Source organism: Streptomyces sp. NPDC090083, assembly GCF_044747445.1.
Lineage (GTDB): Bacteria > Actinomycetota > Actinomycetes > Streptomycetales > Streptomycetaceae > Streptomyces.
Map to the genome: position 1 here is coordinate 304,296 of NZ_JBIVED010000010.1, position 14,596 is coordinate 318,891.

The 14,596-nt window shown below is 71.0% G+C and carries 9 protein-coding genes; 6 read left to right on the forward strand and 3 right to left on the reverse strand.

Going from position 1 to position 14,596, the window contains the following annotated elements:
* Nucleotides 1-51: 51 nt before the first annotated feature.
* Nucleotides 52-2,886, reverse strand: coding sequence for a glycoside hydrolase family 3 C-terminal domain-containing protein (locus tag ACIPTO_RS31745; RefSeq protein WP_401197834.1), 2,835 nt, complete (start codon nucleotides 2,884-2,886; stop codon nucleotides 52-54).
* 291 nt (nucleotides 2,887-3,177) lie between these two features.
* Here ACIPTO_RS31745 and ACIPTO_RS31750 point away from each other — a divergent pair, with 291 nt between their 5' ends.
* From ACIPTO_RS31750 to ACIPTO_RS31775, 6 genes are all read left to right on the forward strand, one after another.
* Complete coding sequence (locus ACIPTO_RS31750; protein ID WP_401197836.1) at nucleotides 3,178-4,869, forward strand: extracellular solute-binding protein; 1,692 nt, start codon at nucleotides 3,178-3,180, stop codon at nucleotides 4,867-4,869.
* Between the two features lie 27 nt (nucleotides 4,870-4,896).
* Nucleotides 4,897-5,931: an ABC transporter permease gene (locus tag ACIPTO_RS31755; RefSeq protein ID WP_401197839.1), complete on the forward strand. Its 1,035-nt coding sequence runs from the start codon at nucleotides 4,897-4,899 to the stop codon at nucleotides 5,929-5,931.
* A complete protein-coding gene (locus tag ACIPTO_RS31760) occupies nucleotides 5,928-6,890 on the forward strand; it encodes a carbohydrate ABC transporter permease (RefSeq protein ID WP_401197841.1) in 963 nt (320 codons plus the stop codon). The genes ACIPTO_RS31755 and ACIPTO_RS31760 overlap by 4 nt, the downstream gene beginning before the upstream one ends.
* A 154-nt stretch (nucleotides 6,891-7,044) precedes the next feature.
* Entirely contained in the window at nucleotides 7,045-9,018 is a 1,974-nt protein-coding gene (locus ACIPTO_RS31765) for a beta-galactosidase (RefSeq protein WP_401197844.1), read from the forward strand.
* Nucleotides 9,015-11,270, forward strand: coding sequence for a glycosyl hydrolase family 95 catalytic domain-containing protein (locus tag ACIPTO_RS31770; protein ID WP_401197847.1), 2,256 nt, complete (start codon nucleotides 9,015-9,017; stop codon nucleotides 11,268-11,270). The genes ACIPTO_RS31765 and ACIPTO_RS31770 overlap by 4 nt, the downstream gene beginning before the upstream one ends.
* A 40-nt stretch (nucleotides 11,271-11,310) precedes the next feature.
* Nucleotides 11,311-12,024 carry a GH12 family glycosyl hydrolase domain-containing protein gene (locus tag ACIPTO_RS31775; RefSeq protein WP_366321056.1) on the forward strand — a complete coding sequence of 238 codons (714 nt, stop codon included), beginning with the start codon at nucleotides 11,311-11,313 and terminating at the stop codon, nucleotides 12,022-12,024.
* Between the two features lie 16 nt (nucleotides 12,025-12,040).
* On the opposite strand, the gene ACIPTO_RS31780 is transcribed toward ACIPTO_RS31775, so the two are convergent.
* Together ACIPTO_RS31780 and ACIPTO_RS31785 are read right to left on the reverse strand one after the other, a co-directional pair.
* Complete coding sequence (locus ACIPTO_RS31780) at nucleotides 12,041-12,427, reverse strand: hypothetical protein (RefSeq protein ID WP_401197850.1); 387 nt, start codon at nucleotides 12,425-12,427, stop codon at nucleotides 12,041-12,043.
* A 103-nt stretch (nucleotides 12,428-12,530) separates the two neighbouring features.
* Nucleotides 12,531-14,579 (reverse strand): TIM-barrel domain-containing protein, encoded by a 2,049-nt coding sequence (locus ACIPTO_RS31785; RefSeq protein ID WP_401197852.1) that lies wholly within the window; start codon nucleotides 14,577-14,579, stop codon nucleotides 12,531-12,533.
* Between the last annotated feature and the right edge of the window lie 17 nt (nucleotides 14,580-14,596).

Sequence of the window (14,596 nt, forward strand, 5' to 3'; positions counted from 1 at the left end):
CCGATGCCTTCCGGAGCCGGGCCCCTTCTCCGTGCCGACCCCTCCGGACCCTCAGCCGGAGAAGCCGACCCGCGCGAGCCGCAACGGCCCGCGCAGCCTCAGATGCACGTCGTGCACGCCCTCCACGACGATCCCGGCACCGAGCGTCGTGTAGTCGTACGGGCCCGACGCCGGTGCGGGCAGGGCGAGTTCGGCGAGCACCGGGCCACCGTCCAGCGACAGTTCCACCACGCCCTCGCCCGCCACCTCCACCCTCACCTCGGTGACGCCCGTGCCGAAGTCGCAGTGCCGGTAGGTCAGTTCGGCCGTACCACCGCGCACCGGGGTCACCGCATCGCCCGCCGCCCTCGTCCGGTCGACGATCTCGCCGCCCGACTGCTCGTCGAAGTCGGCCGCGGACAGGCCCTGCCGGAGGAGGGCGCGGGGCGCGGCGGGCTCGCCGTCGAGCGACACCGTCGTCCGCAGCCGGACGTCCTCGCTGGAGGCGCCGATCAGCAGCTCGTACGAGCCCGGCTCCAGGCGCCACGACCCCCGTGCCACATCCCAGAACTCGAAGGCGGACAGCGGGACTTCGAAGTCCAGCTCGGCCCGCTCGCCCGGCGCGAGGCTCACCCGCCGGTGCGCCACGCGTTCGCGGCGCGGACGCGGCACCGAGGGGTCGACGGCACGCGTGTACAGCTGCGCGACCTCGTCCGCCGTCGTGTCGCCCGTGTTGGTGACCGTGAACTCCACGTGCAGCGCGCCCGGTTCGACCCGTGCCGTCGGGTCGCCGTACGCGAAGGACGCGTAGGACAGGCCGTGGCCGAAAGGGAAGAGCGGGGTGCCCTCGAAGTAGAGGTACGTCTGCCGGCCGCCGATCACGTCGTAGTCGAGGAGGCCGGGCAGGTCCGCGTCGGCCGCGTACCAGGTCTGGGGAAGGCGGCCGGCGGGGGAGACGTCGCCGGCGAGGACACGGGCCAGCGCGGTGCCCGCCGCCTGCCCGCCGTGGGCGGTCCACAGGATCGCCGGGAGGCCGGCCGGGTCGACCGCGTACGGGTACGCGGAGACCAGGGCCAGGACCGTGCCCGGGTTCGCGGCGCGGGCCGCGCGCAGCAGGCGTTCCTGGTGGGCGGGGAGGCGGATGGTCGTACGGTCCTCGGTCTCGCGGCCGTTGATGTGCGGGTCGTTGCCCGCGACCACGAGCACCACGTCGGCGGCCGCCGCGACCCGGGCCACCGCGTCCTCGCCGCGCTCGGCGACCACCACCTCGAAGACGTCCGCGCCCTCCTCGGCAACCTTCACTCCGTCGGCGGCGACAGAGACGTGGCGACCCGTGCCGATGTGCAGCAGGAGGTGACCGTTCTCGTGGGGTTCCAGGCGGAACGTCTCCTGGACGACCCAGCCGCCGGGCTGGTCGGCGGAGGCGCGGACGTAGCCGTCGTCGGCGACCGAGAGGTAGCGCCCGTCGGGCGCGCGGAGGGTGAGGACGCCCTCGCCCCAGTCGACGAGGGCGAGTTCGGTGCCGTCCGGGTCGGTGGTGAGCGGCGGCAGGTCGGTGCGGCCGGCGAGCAGGGCCGGGTCCAACGCGCCCTCGGCGCCGCGCACTTCGTCGGCCACGTCGGCGGGCGGGACGTGCAGGAAGGTGCCCCGGAGGGTCCGCAGGAGGACCCGGTCCACGCCCTCCGCGAACTCGACGCGCTCGGCGCCGAACCGCTCGTACAGCCCCTCCAGCGGTGTGGACCGGTGGATCAACGTGCCGCTGTACCAGTCGAGTTTGCACTCGTCCGCGAGCAGTCCGACCACGGCCAGGCGGGTGTCGTGGGCGAGGGGCAGCAGGCCGTCGTTCTTGAGGAGCACCACCGCCTGTTCGGCGGCCTCCTGGGCGAGCGCCCGGTGCGCCGGGGTGTCGAAGTCCTCGGTGCCGGTGTGCGGGTCGTGCTCCGGGTCGAACTCGCCGAGCCGGAACCGCACCGAGAGCTGACGGCGGACCGCCGTGTCGACGTCCGCCTCGGTCAACAGGCCCTGGTCCAGAGCCCCTTGGACCCGCGCCACGATCGTCGAACCGTCCGTGCCGTGATCGGTGAAGCTGTCCACACCGGACAGCAGCGAGGCCGCCGTCGCCTCCTCGTGGGTGTCGAAGTAGTGCTCCGAGTCGACGAGGTTCGTGGGCGCGCCCGCGTCCGAGCAGACCAGCAGGTCCTCGTCGGTCCAGGTGCGCAACTGCTCGCGCAGGTAGGGCGACACGTGGTTGGGACGGCCGTTGACCAGGTTGTACGCGGGCATCACGCCCGCCACCGCACCGGCCTCGACGGTCCCGCGGAAGGCGCGCAGGTCGTACTCGTGCAGGACGCGAGGGCGCACCGAGGACGACGAGACGGCGCGCCCCGTCTCGTTGTTGTGGGCGAGCCAGTGCTTGAGGACGGGCGCCGTGCGCCAGTACGCCGGATGGTCGCCGCGCAGGCCGCGCGTGTACGCGGTGGCGATCGCCGAGGTCAGCCCCGGGTCCTCCGAGTAGCCCTCCTCGTTACGGCCCCACAGCGGGTGGCGCAGCAGGTTCACCGTCGGGGACCACACGTTCAGGCCGACGCGGTCGTCGCGGGCCCGCATCGCCCGGACCTCCCGGGACACCGCGTCGCCGACCCGCCGCACGAGATCCTCGTTCCAGGTCGCGCCCAGGCCCACCGCCTGCGGGAAGACCGTCGCCGGGCCCATCCATGCGACGCCGTGCAGGGCCTCCTGGCCGGTGCGGAACGCGGCGACGCCGAGGCGCTCCACGGCGGGCGCGTACTGGTGCAGGAAGCCGACCTTCTCGTCGGGGGTGAGCCGCGCCAGCAGGTCGTCGATGCGCTTCGCGAACGGCAGTCGCGGATCGCGGAAAGGCGGCGTAGGCGGCGTTTGTGCGGTCACGTGGGGTTCCCCTTGCGATGGAGCGGAGAGGCGCTTTCGAAGCGCTTCGATGCTGATTCGACGGACGCCGGGTGTCAAGGGACCTTCACTGATATTTCAAGCAGCGCATGCGAACAGGTCACCTCAGGCCATGCCGAGGAATCTTGGGAGCGACCCTTGTGCACCCCTGGGTGTTCACTTAACCTCGCAGCAACATCGAAGCGCTTCGACTAAGTGCTCTGTTCCATTCACGACACCGCAGCCGACGGCTCCACCGCCGGGTCTCCTGGTGCGCCATGAAGGGTTGACGCAATGACGCCGAACGCCTCCGCCGCCTCCGCTCCGAGCCGGAGAAGCTTCCTCGCCTCCACGGCGGTCGTCGCCGCAGCGGTGGCGGGAGGGGTGCCGCTGCTCTCCGCCTGCGGCGCCTCGGACAGCGGGTCGGGCGGGGGCAGTTCGGAGGGCAAGGGCGTCAAGAAGCTGCTGCCGGCGTTCGTCGCCGGCAACGTGGTGACCCCGGACATCGCCTCCAAGAACGGCTCGGCGGTCGGCTTCACCAGCAAGCTCGACCTCGGCACGCTGAAGACGTCGGTGCCCGAGAAGCTCGGCAAGGGCGGCAAGGTCAGCATCATGTCGCCGTTCTGGGGCTCCCCGCCGAAGAACGACAACGCCTACTACAAGGCGATGAACGCCCTGATCGGCGTCGACGTCGCATGGCAGAACCAGGACGGCAACACCTACGACCAGAAGCTCGGCGCGGTGCTCGCCTCCAGCGACATCCCGGACGTCGTGGTCGTCCCCAGCTGGAACATGGGCGGCAAGATACCCAGCGCCATCATCGGCAAGTTCGCCGACCTCGGCCCCTACCTCTCCGGCGACAAGGCCAAGGACTACCCGAACCTCGCGGCGATCCCGTCCGACGCCTGGCAGCGCTGCGTCTTCGGCGGCAAGCTGCGCGGACTGCCGATGCCGTCCTCGTACGTCGCCAACATCGTGCCGCTCTACCGCAAGGACATCTTCGACAAGGAGGGGTACGAAGTCCCCACCTCCGCCGACGAGTTCATGGCCCTGGCCAAGGAGATCACCAATGCCAGGGCCAAGCGCTGGGCCTGCCTGGACATGAAGTGGACCGCGTTCAACGCCTGGGGTGTCCTCTCCGGCAGCGAGAAGGCGCTCGGCTGGAACCTCGTCGACGGCAAGCTGATCAACCGCATCGAGACCCCCGAGTACCTGGAGGCGCTGGAGTGGACCCGCAAGCTGTTCGCCGCCGGATACGTGCACCCCGACGCCAAGTTGGGCAAGAGCGCGGCCACCGACCCGGGCCCCAAGTTCGCCGCGGGCGAGTTCCTCATCTACAACCAGGACATCTCGCAGTGGTGGAGCCGCACCGCCGAACAGGCCACGCAGAACCCGGACTACAAGATCTGGGGCATGGACATCTTCGGCCACGCGGGCGGCGCCCCGACGCTCTGGGCCGGTGAACCGGCGGGCATCTTCGCCTTCATCAGCAAGAAGGCGTCCGAGTCGGTCGTCCGCGACGCGCTGGCCGTCGCCAACGTCACCGCCGCGCCGTACGGCACCAAGGAGTACATGCTCACCAACTACGGCGTGGAGGGCACCCATTACACCGTCAAGGACGGTGTGCCCACCAAGACCGACCAGGGCAACAACGAGGTCATCAACGCCTACGTCATGGTCGCCAGCCCCGCCGCGACCATCGCCCACCCCGACTTCCCCGAGGTCGCGAAGGCACAGGTCGAGTGGCAGCAGCGGATGGGCGCCTTCACGAAGAAGTCGACGTTCTACGGCCAGCAGATCACCGAGCCGAGCCGCTACACCAACCTCTCGAACGACTTCGAGCAGTTGGAGGACGACATCACCCGCGGCCGCAAGAAGATCAGCGACATGCAGCAGGCCGTCTCCGACTGGAAGAGCAAGGGCGGCGACCAACTCCGCGCCTGGTACCAGAAGTTGCTCGACGACAACGGCTCCGCGGCAAGCTGACCGGGCACCGAGGCAAGGAGAACGGCCGTGTCCCACAGCACGGTGCCTCGGAGCAGGACCGAGGCCGACACGACGGGAAGGACCCCGGTGGCGTCCCGTAACGCCACCGGCCCGCGAGGAAACCGCCCCGCGGCGAGGGTGAGTTGGCGGATCAGGCTCCGGCGCGACCGCGTCCTGCTCCTGATGACCCTGCCGGCCGTCCTGCTCATCCTGGTCTTCAACTACCTGCCGATCCTGGGCAACATCGTCGCCTTCGAGGACTACGACCCCTACGTCAGCGACAACGGCATCGTCTCGATGCTGCACAGCCCCTGGGTCGGCCTGGAGAACTTCCAGCAGATCTTCGCGGACTCCGCGTTCTGGAGCGCCGTACAGAACACGCTGGTCCTGTTCTTCCTCCAGCTCGTCCTCTTCTTCCCGATCCCGATCCTGCTCGCGCTGCTCATCAACAGCGTGGTCAGGCCCCGGGTCCGGGCGCTCTCCCAGGCGATCCTGTACCTCCCGCACTTCTTCTCCTGGGTGCTGGTCATCGCCGTCTTCCAGCAACTCCTGGGCGGGGCGGGCCTGTTCTCGCAACTCCTGCGGCAACACGGCTTCGACGGCCTCGACGTCATGACCGACCCGGACACCTTCAAGTTCCTCATCACCGCACAGAGCGTGTGGAAGGACGCGGGCTGGGGGATCATCGTCTTCCTCGCCGCGCTCTCCTCCGTCAGCCCCGACCTGTACGAGGCCGCCGCGATGGACGGCGCGGGGCGCTGGCGCCGCATGTGGCACGTCACGCTGCCCGCCCTGCGGCCGGTGATCGCACTGCTGCTGGTCCTGCGGGTGGGCGACGCGCTCACCGTCGGCTTCGAGCAGATCCTGCTCCAGCGCGACGCCGTGGGACCGGGAGCGGCGGAGGTCCTCGACACCTTCGTCTGGTGGAACGGCGTCCGCAACCAGGACTTCGGCTACGCGGCCGCCGCCGGACTCGTCAAGGGCGTGATCAGCCTCGGTCTGGTCCTCGCCGCGAACAAAGTGGCCCACCTCATGGGCGAGCAGGGGGTGTACAAGAAGTGACCGCCGTCGTCGACCCACCCGTCGAGCACTCCGGGTCCGCCAAGTCCGCACGACCGCCCGGGCGTTGGGCCGCGCCGCCGCGGCCCGTCTGGGAGGAGGAACCCGGCAGGGCCGGTCTCGCGGGCAAGGGACTCGTCCTCACGCTCGCCTGTCTCGCCATCCTCTTCCCGCTCTGGATCGTCCTCGTCACCAGCCTCTCCTCCCGCAGGACCATCGACCAGGCCGGCGGGCTCGTCATGGTGCCCAAAGGCATCACCTTCGTCGCCTACCGGGAACTCCTCGGCGGCGGCCAGGTCACCCGCGCGGCGGTCATCAGCGTTCTCATCACCGTCGTCGGCACGGCGTTCTCCATGGCGGTGTCCGTCCTCTGCGCCTACGGGCTCTCGCGGATCGGATCGCTCGGGCACCGGTGGATCCTGATGCTGCTGCTGGCGACGATGTTCTTCAGCGCGGGGCTCATCCCGACGTACCTGCTGGTGCAGTCGCTCGGCCTGACCGACAGCTATCTCGCGTTGATCCTGCCCAGCGCGCTCAGCGTGTTCAACATCCTGGTGCTGCGCGGGTTCTTCATGGGGATCTCGCAGGAACTCATCGACAGCGCGCGGATCGACGGCGCCGGTGACGTCCGGATCCTGTGGGTGATCGTCATGCCGTTGTCGCGGGCGGTGCTGGCCGTGATCACGCTGTTCTACGCCGTCGGGTACTGGAGCGCCTGGTTCAACGCGTCCCTGTATCTCAACGACCAGGACATGATGCCGCTGCAGAACGTCATGATCCAGCTGGTGCAGAAGCAGGAGGCCCCGGTGGGGCTCGGCCAGGCGATCAAGACCGGCGAGTTGTCCGGGCTCGCCGTGCAGATGGCGGTCATGGTGATGGCCCTGCTGCCGGTGGCCGTGCTGTCGCCGTTCGTGCAGCGGCATTTCAAGAAGGGGATGCTCACGGGCGCCGTCAAGGGCTGACGCGTCGTGCGCGCCTGCCACCAGCACGTCTCCCTGCCCCTCTCACACAGTGAGGTATGCGCATGCCTGAGGCCCTCGCCGTCGACCCCGCGCACGCGGACCGGCTGCACCTCGCCACCAACGGGCGCGGCATCCAGTACGGGGAACGGCTCTGATGCCCCACCTCGGCGACGCCACGCGCGGGCGCATCCTCTTCGGCGGCGACTACAACCCCGAACAGTGGCCCGAGGAGACCTGGCACGAGGACGTCCGGCTGATGAAGGACGCCGGCGTCAACTCCGTCACCCTCGGCGTCTTCTCCTGGGCCAGACTCGAACCCGAGCCGGGAGCAAGGGAGTTCGGCTGGCTGGACCGGCTGATGGACCTCATGCACGGCAACGGCATCGGCGTCGTCCTCGCCACACCCACCTCCTCGCCACCGCCGTGGCTCGGCCGCCTGCACCCGGAGACCCTGCCCCGCGACGCCGACGGCCGGATCGAATGGTGGGGCGGACGCCAGCACTTCGCGCACTCCAGCACCGTCTACCGGCAGCGCGCCGCCGCCATCACCGAGGCCCTGGCCGCCCGTTACGGCAGCCATCCCGCCCTCGCGATGTGGCACATCAACAACGAGTACTGCACCTTCGACTACGGCGATGAGGCCGCCGTCGCCTTCCGCCGCTGGCTGCGCGCGAGGTACGGCACGCTCGACGCCCTCAACTCGGCCTGGGGCACGGCCTTCTGGAGCCAGGGCTACGACACCTGGGACGGCGTCCTGCCCCCGCGCCACGCCCACTACCTCAACAACCCCACCCAGGTGCTCGACTTCCGGCGCTTCACCTCCGACATGCTCCTGGAGTGCTGCACCGCCGAGCGCGACATCGTCCGCCGGCACAGCCCGCACCTCCCGGTCACCACCAACTTCATGCCGCTGTGGACGGGACAGGACGGCTGGCGCTGGTCCGAGGAGGAGGACGTCGTCTCGGTCGACCTCTATCCCGATCCACGCGACCCGCTCGGCGCCCAGAGTGCCGCCCTCGTCCAGGACCTGACCCGCTCCCAGGCGCACGGCGGCCCCTGGATGCTCATGGAACAGGCGGCCGGACCCGTCAACTGGCGCGGCGTGAACCATCCCAAGCCGCGCGGCCTCAACCGCCTCTGGTCCCTCCAGGCCGTGGCCCGGGGCGCCGACGCCGTCTGCTACTTCCAGTGGCGCCAGTCCCGCCAGGGGGCCGAGAAGTTCCACTCCGGCATGCTCAGCCACGCGGGGGAGCGGGGCCGCACCTTCCAGGAGGTCAAGCGGCTCGGTGCCGAACTCGCCCGCATCGGCCCCCATGTGACAGGACGTCACATCGGCTCGGACATCGCGGTCCTGCACGACTGGAACGCCTGGTGGGCGGGGTCCCAGGACGGCCGTCCCTCCACCGAGGTCGACTACCCGGACGTCCTGCGCGCCTGGCACCGCGCCCTGTGGGAGTCCCACCACACCACCGACCTGGCCCACCCCGAACACGACCTCTCCGCCTACAAGGTGGTCGTGGTCCCGCAGCTCTACCTCCTCACGGACACCGCGATCGACAACCTCCTCGCCCACGTCCGCGCCGGCGGCACCCTGGTCTCCGGCTTCCTCACCGGCATCGCCGACGAGGACGACCGGGTGCGCCCCGGCGGCATGGACGCCCGCCTCCGCGACCTCTTCGGCATCCGCACCCTGCACGAGTGGTGGCCGCTGGAGGCGGGGGAGACGGTGGAGTGCGAGGGGTTCCGCGGAACGCTGTGGTCCGAGGAGATCGAGCCGGAGGACGACGGCGTAGACGAGGTGGTTCCGTACCAGGGCGGGGAGTTGGACGGCCTGCCCGCGGTCCTGCGCAAAGGCCGGGCCTGGTACGTCTCGACGCTCCCCGAACCGGCCGCGCTGCGGGGCCTGCTCGCCCGGGTCGCCGCCGACGCGGGAGCGCGCCCGGTGCTCGACGGGCTCCCGCCGGGCGTCGAGGCCGTGCGGCGCGGGGACCTCCTGTTCCTCCTCAACCACGGCCGCGAACCCGTCACCGTCGGTCTCCCGGGCGCCCACCGGGACCTGCTCACCGACACGACCGTCGAGGGCGAGATCATGCTCGGCCGTTTCGATGCGGCAGTGTTGCGCCCATGACCAGCGAACCCGCTCCGGCGACCCCACCGGCCCCCGGCCCCGCGCACGCCACCTGGGAGCCGCTCCCCGCCACCCGCTGGGAGGACGCCTTCCTCAGCGGCAACGGCCACCACGGCGTCCTCGTGTTCGGCGCTCCGAACGACGACCGTGTGATCGTCACCCACCACACCCTCGTCCGCCCGAACGGCGCGGAACACGCCCGGCCCCCACACCTGGCGGCCGAACTCCCCGCGCTCCAGGCCCGGTTGCTCGCCGGTGACCTCACCGCCGCCGAAGGCTTCACGGACGACCGGCCGCTCCAGTGGGTCCAGCCCTTCCACCCGGCGTTCCAGCTGCGGCTGGACAGGGCGCCCGCCGCACAGGCCCGCGCATACCGGCGCTCCGTCGACTTCACCACCGGCGAGGTGACGGCCGCCGCCTCCGCTCCCGACTGGCGCAGCCGCGTCTTCGTCTCCCGCGCCGACGACGTCGTCGTCCAGCACATCACGGCCCCCGACCTCACCCTCGACCTCGCCCAGGACCACCGGCTCCCGGGCGCTCCGACAGGTCTGGCCGTCGGCCACGGCACCCTCCTCACCCCCGAAGGCGCCCTGCTCAGCCTCCGCGCCCGCTACCCCGACAGCGACCGCGCGTACACCGGCGTCACCCTGGCCGTCGTCACCGGAGGAACCACGCGCCTCGCCCCGGCGGGGGTCCGGATCACCGGCGCCACCGGGCTCCTGCTCCTCACCCGGGTGCGACGGCACACCGGCGAACTGGACGTCGTGGAAGAGGCGCGTGGACTGCGGGAGTTGCTCGACGGGCGGTCGGACTCCCACGACTACGACGCTCTCCTCGGGCGGCATCTCGCCCTGCACCGCACCGCCTACGGGCGCGTCGCCCTCGACCTGCACGCCGAGGACACCGAACGCGCGCTCCCGGGCAGCGAGTTGCTGAAGCGGACCCGCAGCGCGGCACTGCTCGAACGGCTCTTCGCCGCCGGGCGGTACCACCTCCTCTCCGCCAGCGGGCTTCTTCCGCCCCGGCTCACCGGGTTGTGGACCGGGGACTGGGACACGGCCTGGTCGGGGGCGTTCACCAACGACGCGAACCTCAACCTCCAGACCGCCTCGGCCGCGAGCACCGCCCTGCCCGAAGTCACCGACGCCCTCGCCTCCTTGATCCACCGTCAGCTCGACGACTGGCGGGAGAACGCCCGCGCCGTCTTCGGGGCCCGGGGGATCGTCGCGCCCGCGCACACCGACGGCGAGTCCGGGCTGTCGTACCACTTCAGCCGTGAGTACCCGCTGCACGTCTGGACCGCAGGGGCCGACTGGCTGCTCAAGCCGCTCGTCGACCACGACGAGACGCGTGGTGCCCGTGATCCGCGTACCGCCGCCGCACTCGCCGAAGTCGCCCTGTTCTACGAGGACTTCCTCACCACGCGGCACGGCGACGACGACGGCCCGCTCGTCGTCGTCCCCTCGTACTCGCCCGAGAACCGGCCCGCGAACGCCAGTTGGGGGGCGCTCAACGCGGCGATGGACCTGTCCGCCGCCCGGCACGCGCTCGAAACGGCCGCCGCCTACCACCCGGGTACGCCGGAGGCCCGCCGCTGGCGCGCGCTCGCCGACCGGCTGCCCCCGCAGCGGGTCAACTCCCAGGGGGCGCTGGCCGAATGGGCCTGGCCGGGCCTCGACGACAGCTACGACCACCGTCACCTCAGTCACCTCTACGGCGTGTGGCCGCTGGACGAGATCAATCCGTACGACACCCCGCGGCTCGCCGCCGCCGCGCACCGCGCGCTCGAACTCCGGGGCGCCGAGAACGACTCCGCGCACGGGCATCTGCATCACGCGCTCGTCGCCGCCCGGCTCCGGGACGGCGAGCGGGTCGCGCACGCGCTCGGGCAGGTGCTCGACGGCGACTTCTTCCACGCCTCGCTGATGAGCGCGCACTACCCGAACCGCGATGTGTACAACGCGGACGCCGCGCACACCCTGCCCGGTGTGCTGGTCGAGGCGCTCGTGCAGTCGACCCCGGACCGGCTGGTCCTGCTGCCCGCGCTGCCCGCGGCCTATCCGCACGGTCAACTCACCGGCGTGCGCACGAGGTTCGGGGCGGAGGTCGAGCTGCGCTGGACCCCCCACTCCGCCACGGCGCTGATCCGGCCGTCCCGTACCCACCGCGTCGAACTCCGGACTTCCGCCGGCACGGAGCCGCTCGACCTCGTCGCCGGAGAAGACCGCGTCCTCACCCTGGGGGCGCGGTAGGCACTCGCACTCTCCCCCCCCCACCCATGGAAGGGACACCATGGCAACACGCAAGCCGGGCCGCGTACTCACGGCCCTTCTCGCACCCGCCCTCGCGCTCGGCGCCACCGTCGCGCTCGCCTCGGCCCCCGCGTCCGCCGCCGTCTGGAGCTCCTGCGACCAGTGGGGCTCCACCACCCTGAACGGCTACACGCTCTACAACGACATCTGGGGCTCCGGCGCCGGCAGCCAGTGCATCTGGGCCAACTCCGGCACCAACTGGGGTGTCAACGCCAACCACCCCAACACCGGTGGCATCAAGGCCTATCCGAACGCCAAGAAGGTGATCGGCAAGTCGATCACCTCGCTCGGTTCGCTCAAGAGCAGCTACAACGTCACGGTGCCGTCGTCCGGCGCGTACAACACGTCGTACGACATCTGGGACACCAACTACGCCTACGAGATCATGCTCTGGGTCAACAAGACCGGAGCGGTCGGCCCGCTCGGCACCTCGCAGGGCAGCCTCACGCTGGGCGGCTCCACCTGGACCGTCTACAAGGGCAACAACGGCTCCAACGACGTGTTCTCGTTCGTGCGCAGCTCCAACTCCTCTTCCGGGACGGTCGACATCCTGCCGATCCTCAAGTGGATCAAGGACACCAAGGGCTGGTTCGGCAACGTGACCATCGGGGACCTGCAGTTCGGCTTCGAGATCACGTCCTCGTCCGGCGGGCTGGACTTCACCACCAACAGCGAGAGCGTCACCAGTAGTTGATCCGCCCCCAGTCCGGTCAGCCGCCCGGTCCGCGCACTCCGCGAGGGCCGGGCGGCGCCACGACGAGCGCGGCGACCCAGCAGCCGAGGCCGGCCAGGACGAGGCCGAACACCGCCGGATTGACGTACCCGGGAACGGCGCCGGCGATGTAGCTGCCCCCACCCGTCGTCTCGCAGACGAACCTGAGCGGAACGAAGTCCACGGAGTAGTCCACGACATGGACGGCCCGGGGGTCCTCCGGTCCGCCCTCCTCCCCGTCGGCCGTACGGCAGGGCAGGATCGGCGAGGAGCCGGCGCCGCCGTCCTCGGCCTGGATCAGCGCGCCCAGGACGTGCAGCAGACCCCAGAGATACAGGGCGAACGCGGCGAGGCCCGCCGCGAGGGCGAGCTTGCGTAACACCATCGGAGGAGTCCAGCAGAACAAGATCGGTGCTGCTGTGACGGAGCCCACAGTTCCGCACAACGGAACCGTCACGGGCGCCCACCCCCACCGGGCGCCCCGACCGCTACTCGGCGACCGGCAGGGCCGCCCCGTCCCGCAGGAACAGCGGGATGCGGTCCAGCGGGGCGTCCACCGTGACCGCCGTGCCGCCCTCGTACGTCTCGCCCGTCCACGCGTCCGTCCACCACGCGCCCGCCGGGAGGTACGCCGTACGGACCGTGGCGCCCGCCGTCAGCACCGGCGCGACCAGCAGGTCCGGGCCGAGGAGGTAGGCGTCGTCGACCGACCAGGCCGCCGCGTCCTCGGGGAACGCGAGGAACAGCGGGCGCATCACCGGCAGCCCCTCCTCGTGCGCGGCGCGCATCACGTCCAGCACGTACGGCCGCAGACGTTCGCGCAGCCGCAGGTACTTCTCCAGGATCGGCAGGGCCCGATCGCCGTACGACCAGACCTCGTTGGGGCCGCCGGTCATGTCGGGGCCCAGGGGCATGCCCGGGTCGCGGAAGCCGTGCAGGCGCATCAGCGGGGACAGCGCGCCGAACTGGAACCAGCGGACCATGACCTCCTGGTACGCCGGGTCGTCCGGGTCGCCGCCGTGGAAGCCGCCGATGTCGGTGTTCCACCAAGGGATGCCCGACAGCGCGGTGTTGAGGCCCGCCGCGATCTGGCGGCGCAGGGTCGGGAAGTCGGTGCCGATGTCACCCGACCAGAGCGCGGCGCCGTGGCGCTGACTGCCCGCCCACGCCGAGCGGTTGAGGGTGATGATCCCGTCGTCGCCGACGCCCTCGGCACGCAGCCCCTCGGCGAACGCGCGGGAGTTCTCCGCCGGGTACATGTTGCCGACCTCAAGGCCCGGCCCCGCCCAGTAGCGCAGGTTCTCCTGGAAGCCGGGCTTCAGCTCGGGCTCGCAGGCGTCCAGCCAGAAGGCCGTGATGCCGTACGGGGCAAGGTAGTTGTCGCGGATCTTCGACCACAGGAACGCGCGGGCCTCGGGGTTGGTGGCGTCGTAGAAGGCCACCTGGACCGTCGAGGCGACCCCCTTGTCGGGCCAGTCGGCGTGGGCCATCGGGCCGTACTGGGTGCCGATGAGGTGGCCGCGCTGTTCCAGCACGCCGTGGTTCTCGCTCAGGGGGGACACCGACGGCCAGACGCTCACCACCAACTTCACGCCCAGTTCGTCGAGTTCGCGGACCATCGAGGCCGGGTCGGGCCACTCGGCCGGGTCGAACTTCCAGTCGCCCAGGTGCGTCCAGTGGAAGAAGTCGCAGACGATCGCGGAGAGAGGGAGTCCGCGGCGCTTGTACTCCCGCGCCACGGCGAGGAGTTCGTCCTGGGTGCGGTAGCGCAGCTTGCACTGCCAGAAGCCCGCCGCCCACGCGGGAAGCATCGGCGTACGGCCCGTCACCGCGCTGTAGCGGCGCTGGCCGTCGGCCGGGTCGCCCGCGGTGATCCAGTAGTCGAGCTGCCGGGCCGAGTCCGCCACCCAGCGTGTGCCGTTGCCGGCCAGCTCCACACGGCCGATCGCCGGGTTGTTCCACAGCAGGGTGTAGCCGCGGCTGGAGACGAGCACCGGGATGGCGACCTCGGCGTTGCGCTGGACCAGGTCGAGGACCAGGCCCTTCTGGTCCAGCCAGCCGTGCTGGTGCTGCCCGAGGCCGTACAGCTTCTCGTCCTCGTACGCGGCGAAGCGCTGCTCCAGGCGGTGGTGGCCGTTGCCGACCGCCGTGTAGAGGCGCGAGCCGGGCCACCAGAAGTGGGCGCGCTCCTCGGCGAGGAGTTCGCCGGAGTCGGCGGTGCGCAGGAAACGGACCAGGCCCTCGGCGTTGACCTCGACCGTCAACTCGCCGACGGTCAGGGTGCCTTGGCCGTCCTCGATCTTGACGCTCGCCTCGGCGGGCGGTGCCTCGTCCAGCAGGGCGCCGGGAAGCCCGTCGAGCAGTGGGCCGCCGAGCCGGGCCCTGACCCGGACCGCGTCCGGCCCCCACGGTTCGATCCGCAGGGTCTCCTGACGGCCGCTCCACTCCAGCGCGCCGTCCCGCTCGCGGAACGTTCCGACGGTGGGGGAGGACTGCGCGAGACTGACCTCGGACTGGATGTCGGCATGCTGGTTCACGAGGAGTGCTCCTGGAG

Excerpts from the sequence above, each read along its gene's own strand:
- ACIPTO_RS31770 (WP_401197847.1), top strand. The coding sequence starts at position 9,015 with ATGACCAGCGAACCCGCTCCGGCGACCCCACCGGCCCCCGGCCCCGCG.
- ACIPTO_RS31775 (WP_366321056.1), top strand. The coding sequence starts at position 11,311 with ATGGCAACACGCAAGCCGGGCCGCGTACTCACGGCCCTTCTCGCACCC.
- ACIPTO_RS31765 (WP_401197844.1), top strand. The coding sequence starts at position 7,045 with ATGCCCCACCTCGGCGACGCCACGCGCGGGCGCATCCTCTTCGGCGGC.
- ACIPTO_RS31750 (WP_401197836.1), top strand. The coding sequence starts at position 3,178 with ATGACGCCGAACGCCTCCGCCGCCTCCGCTCCGAGCCGGAGAAGCTTC.
- ACIPTO_RS31780 (WP_401197850.1), bottom strand. The coding sequence starts at position 12,427 with ATGGTGTTACGCAAGCTCGCCCTCGCGGCGGGCCTCGCCGCGTTCGCC.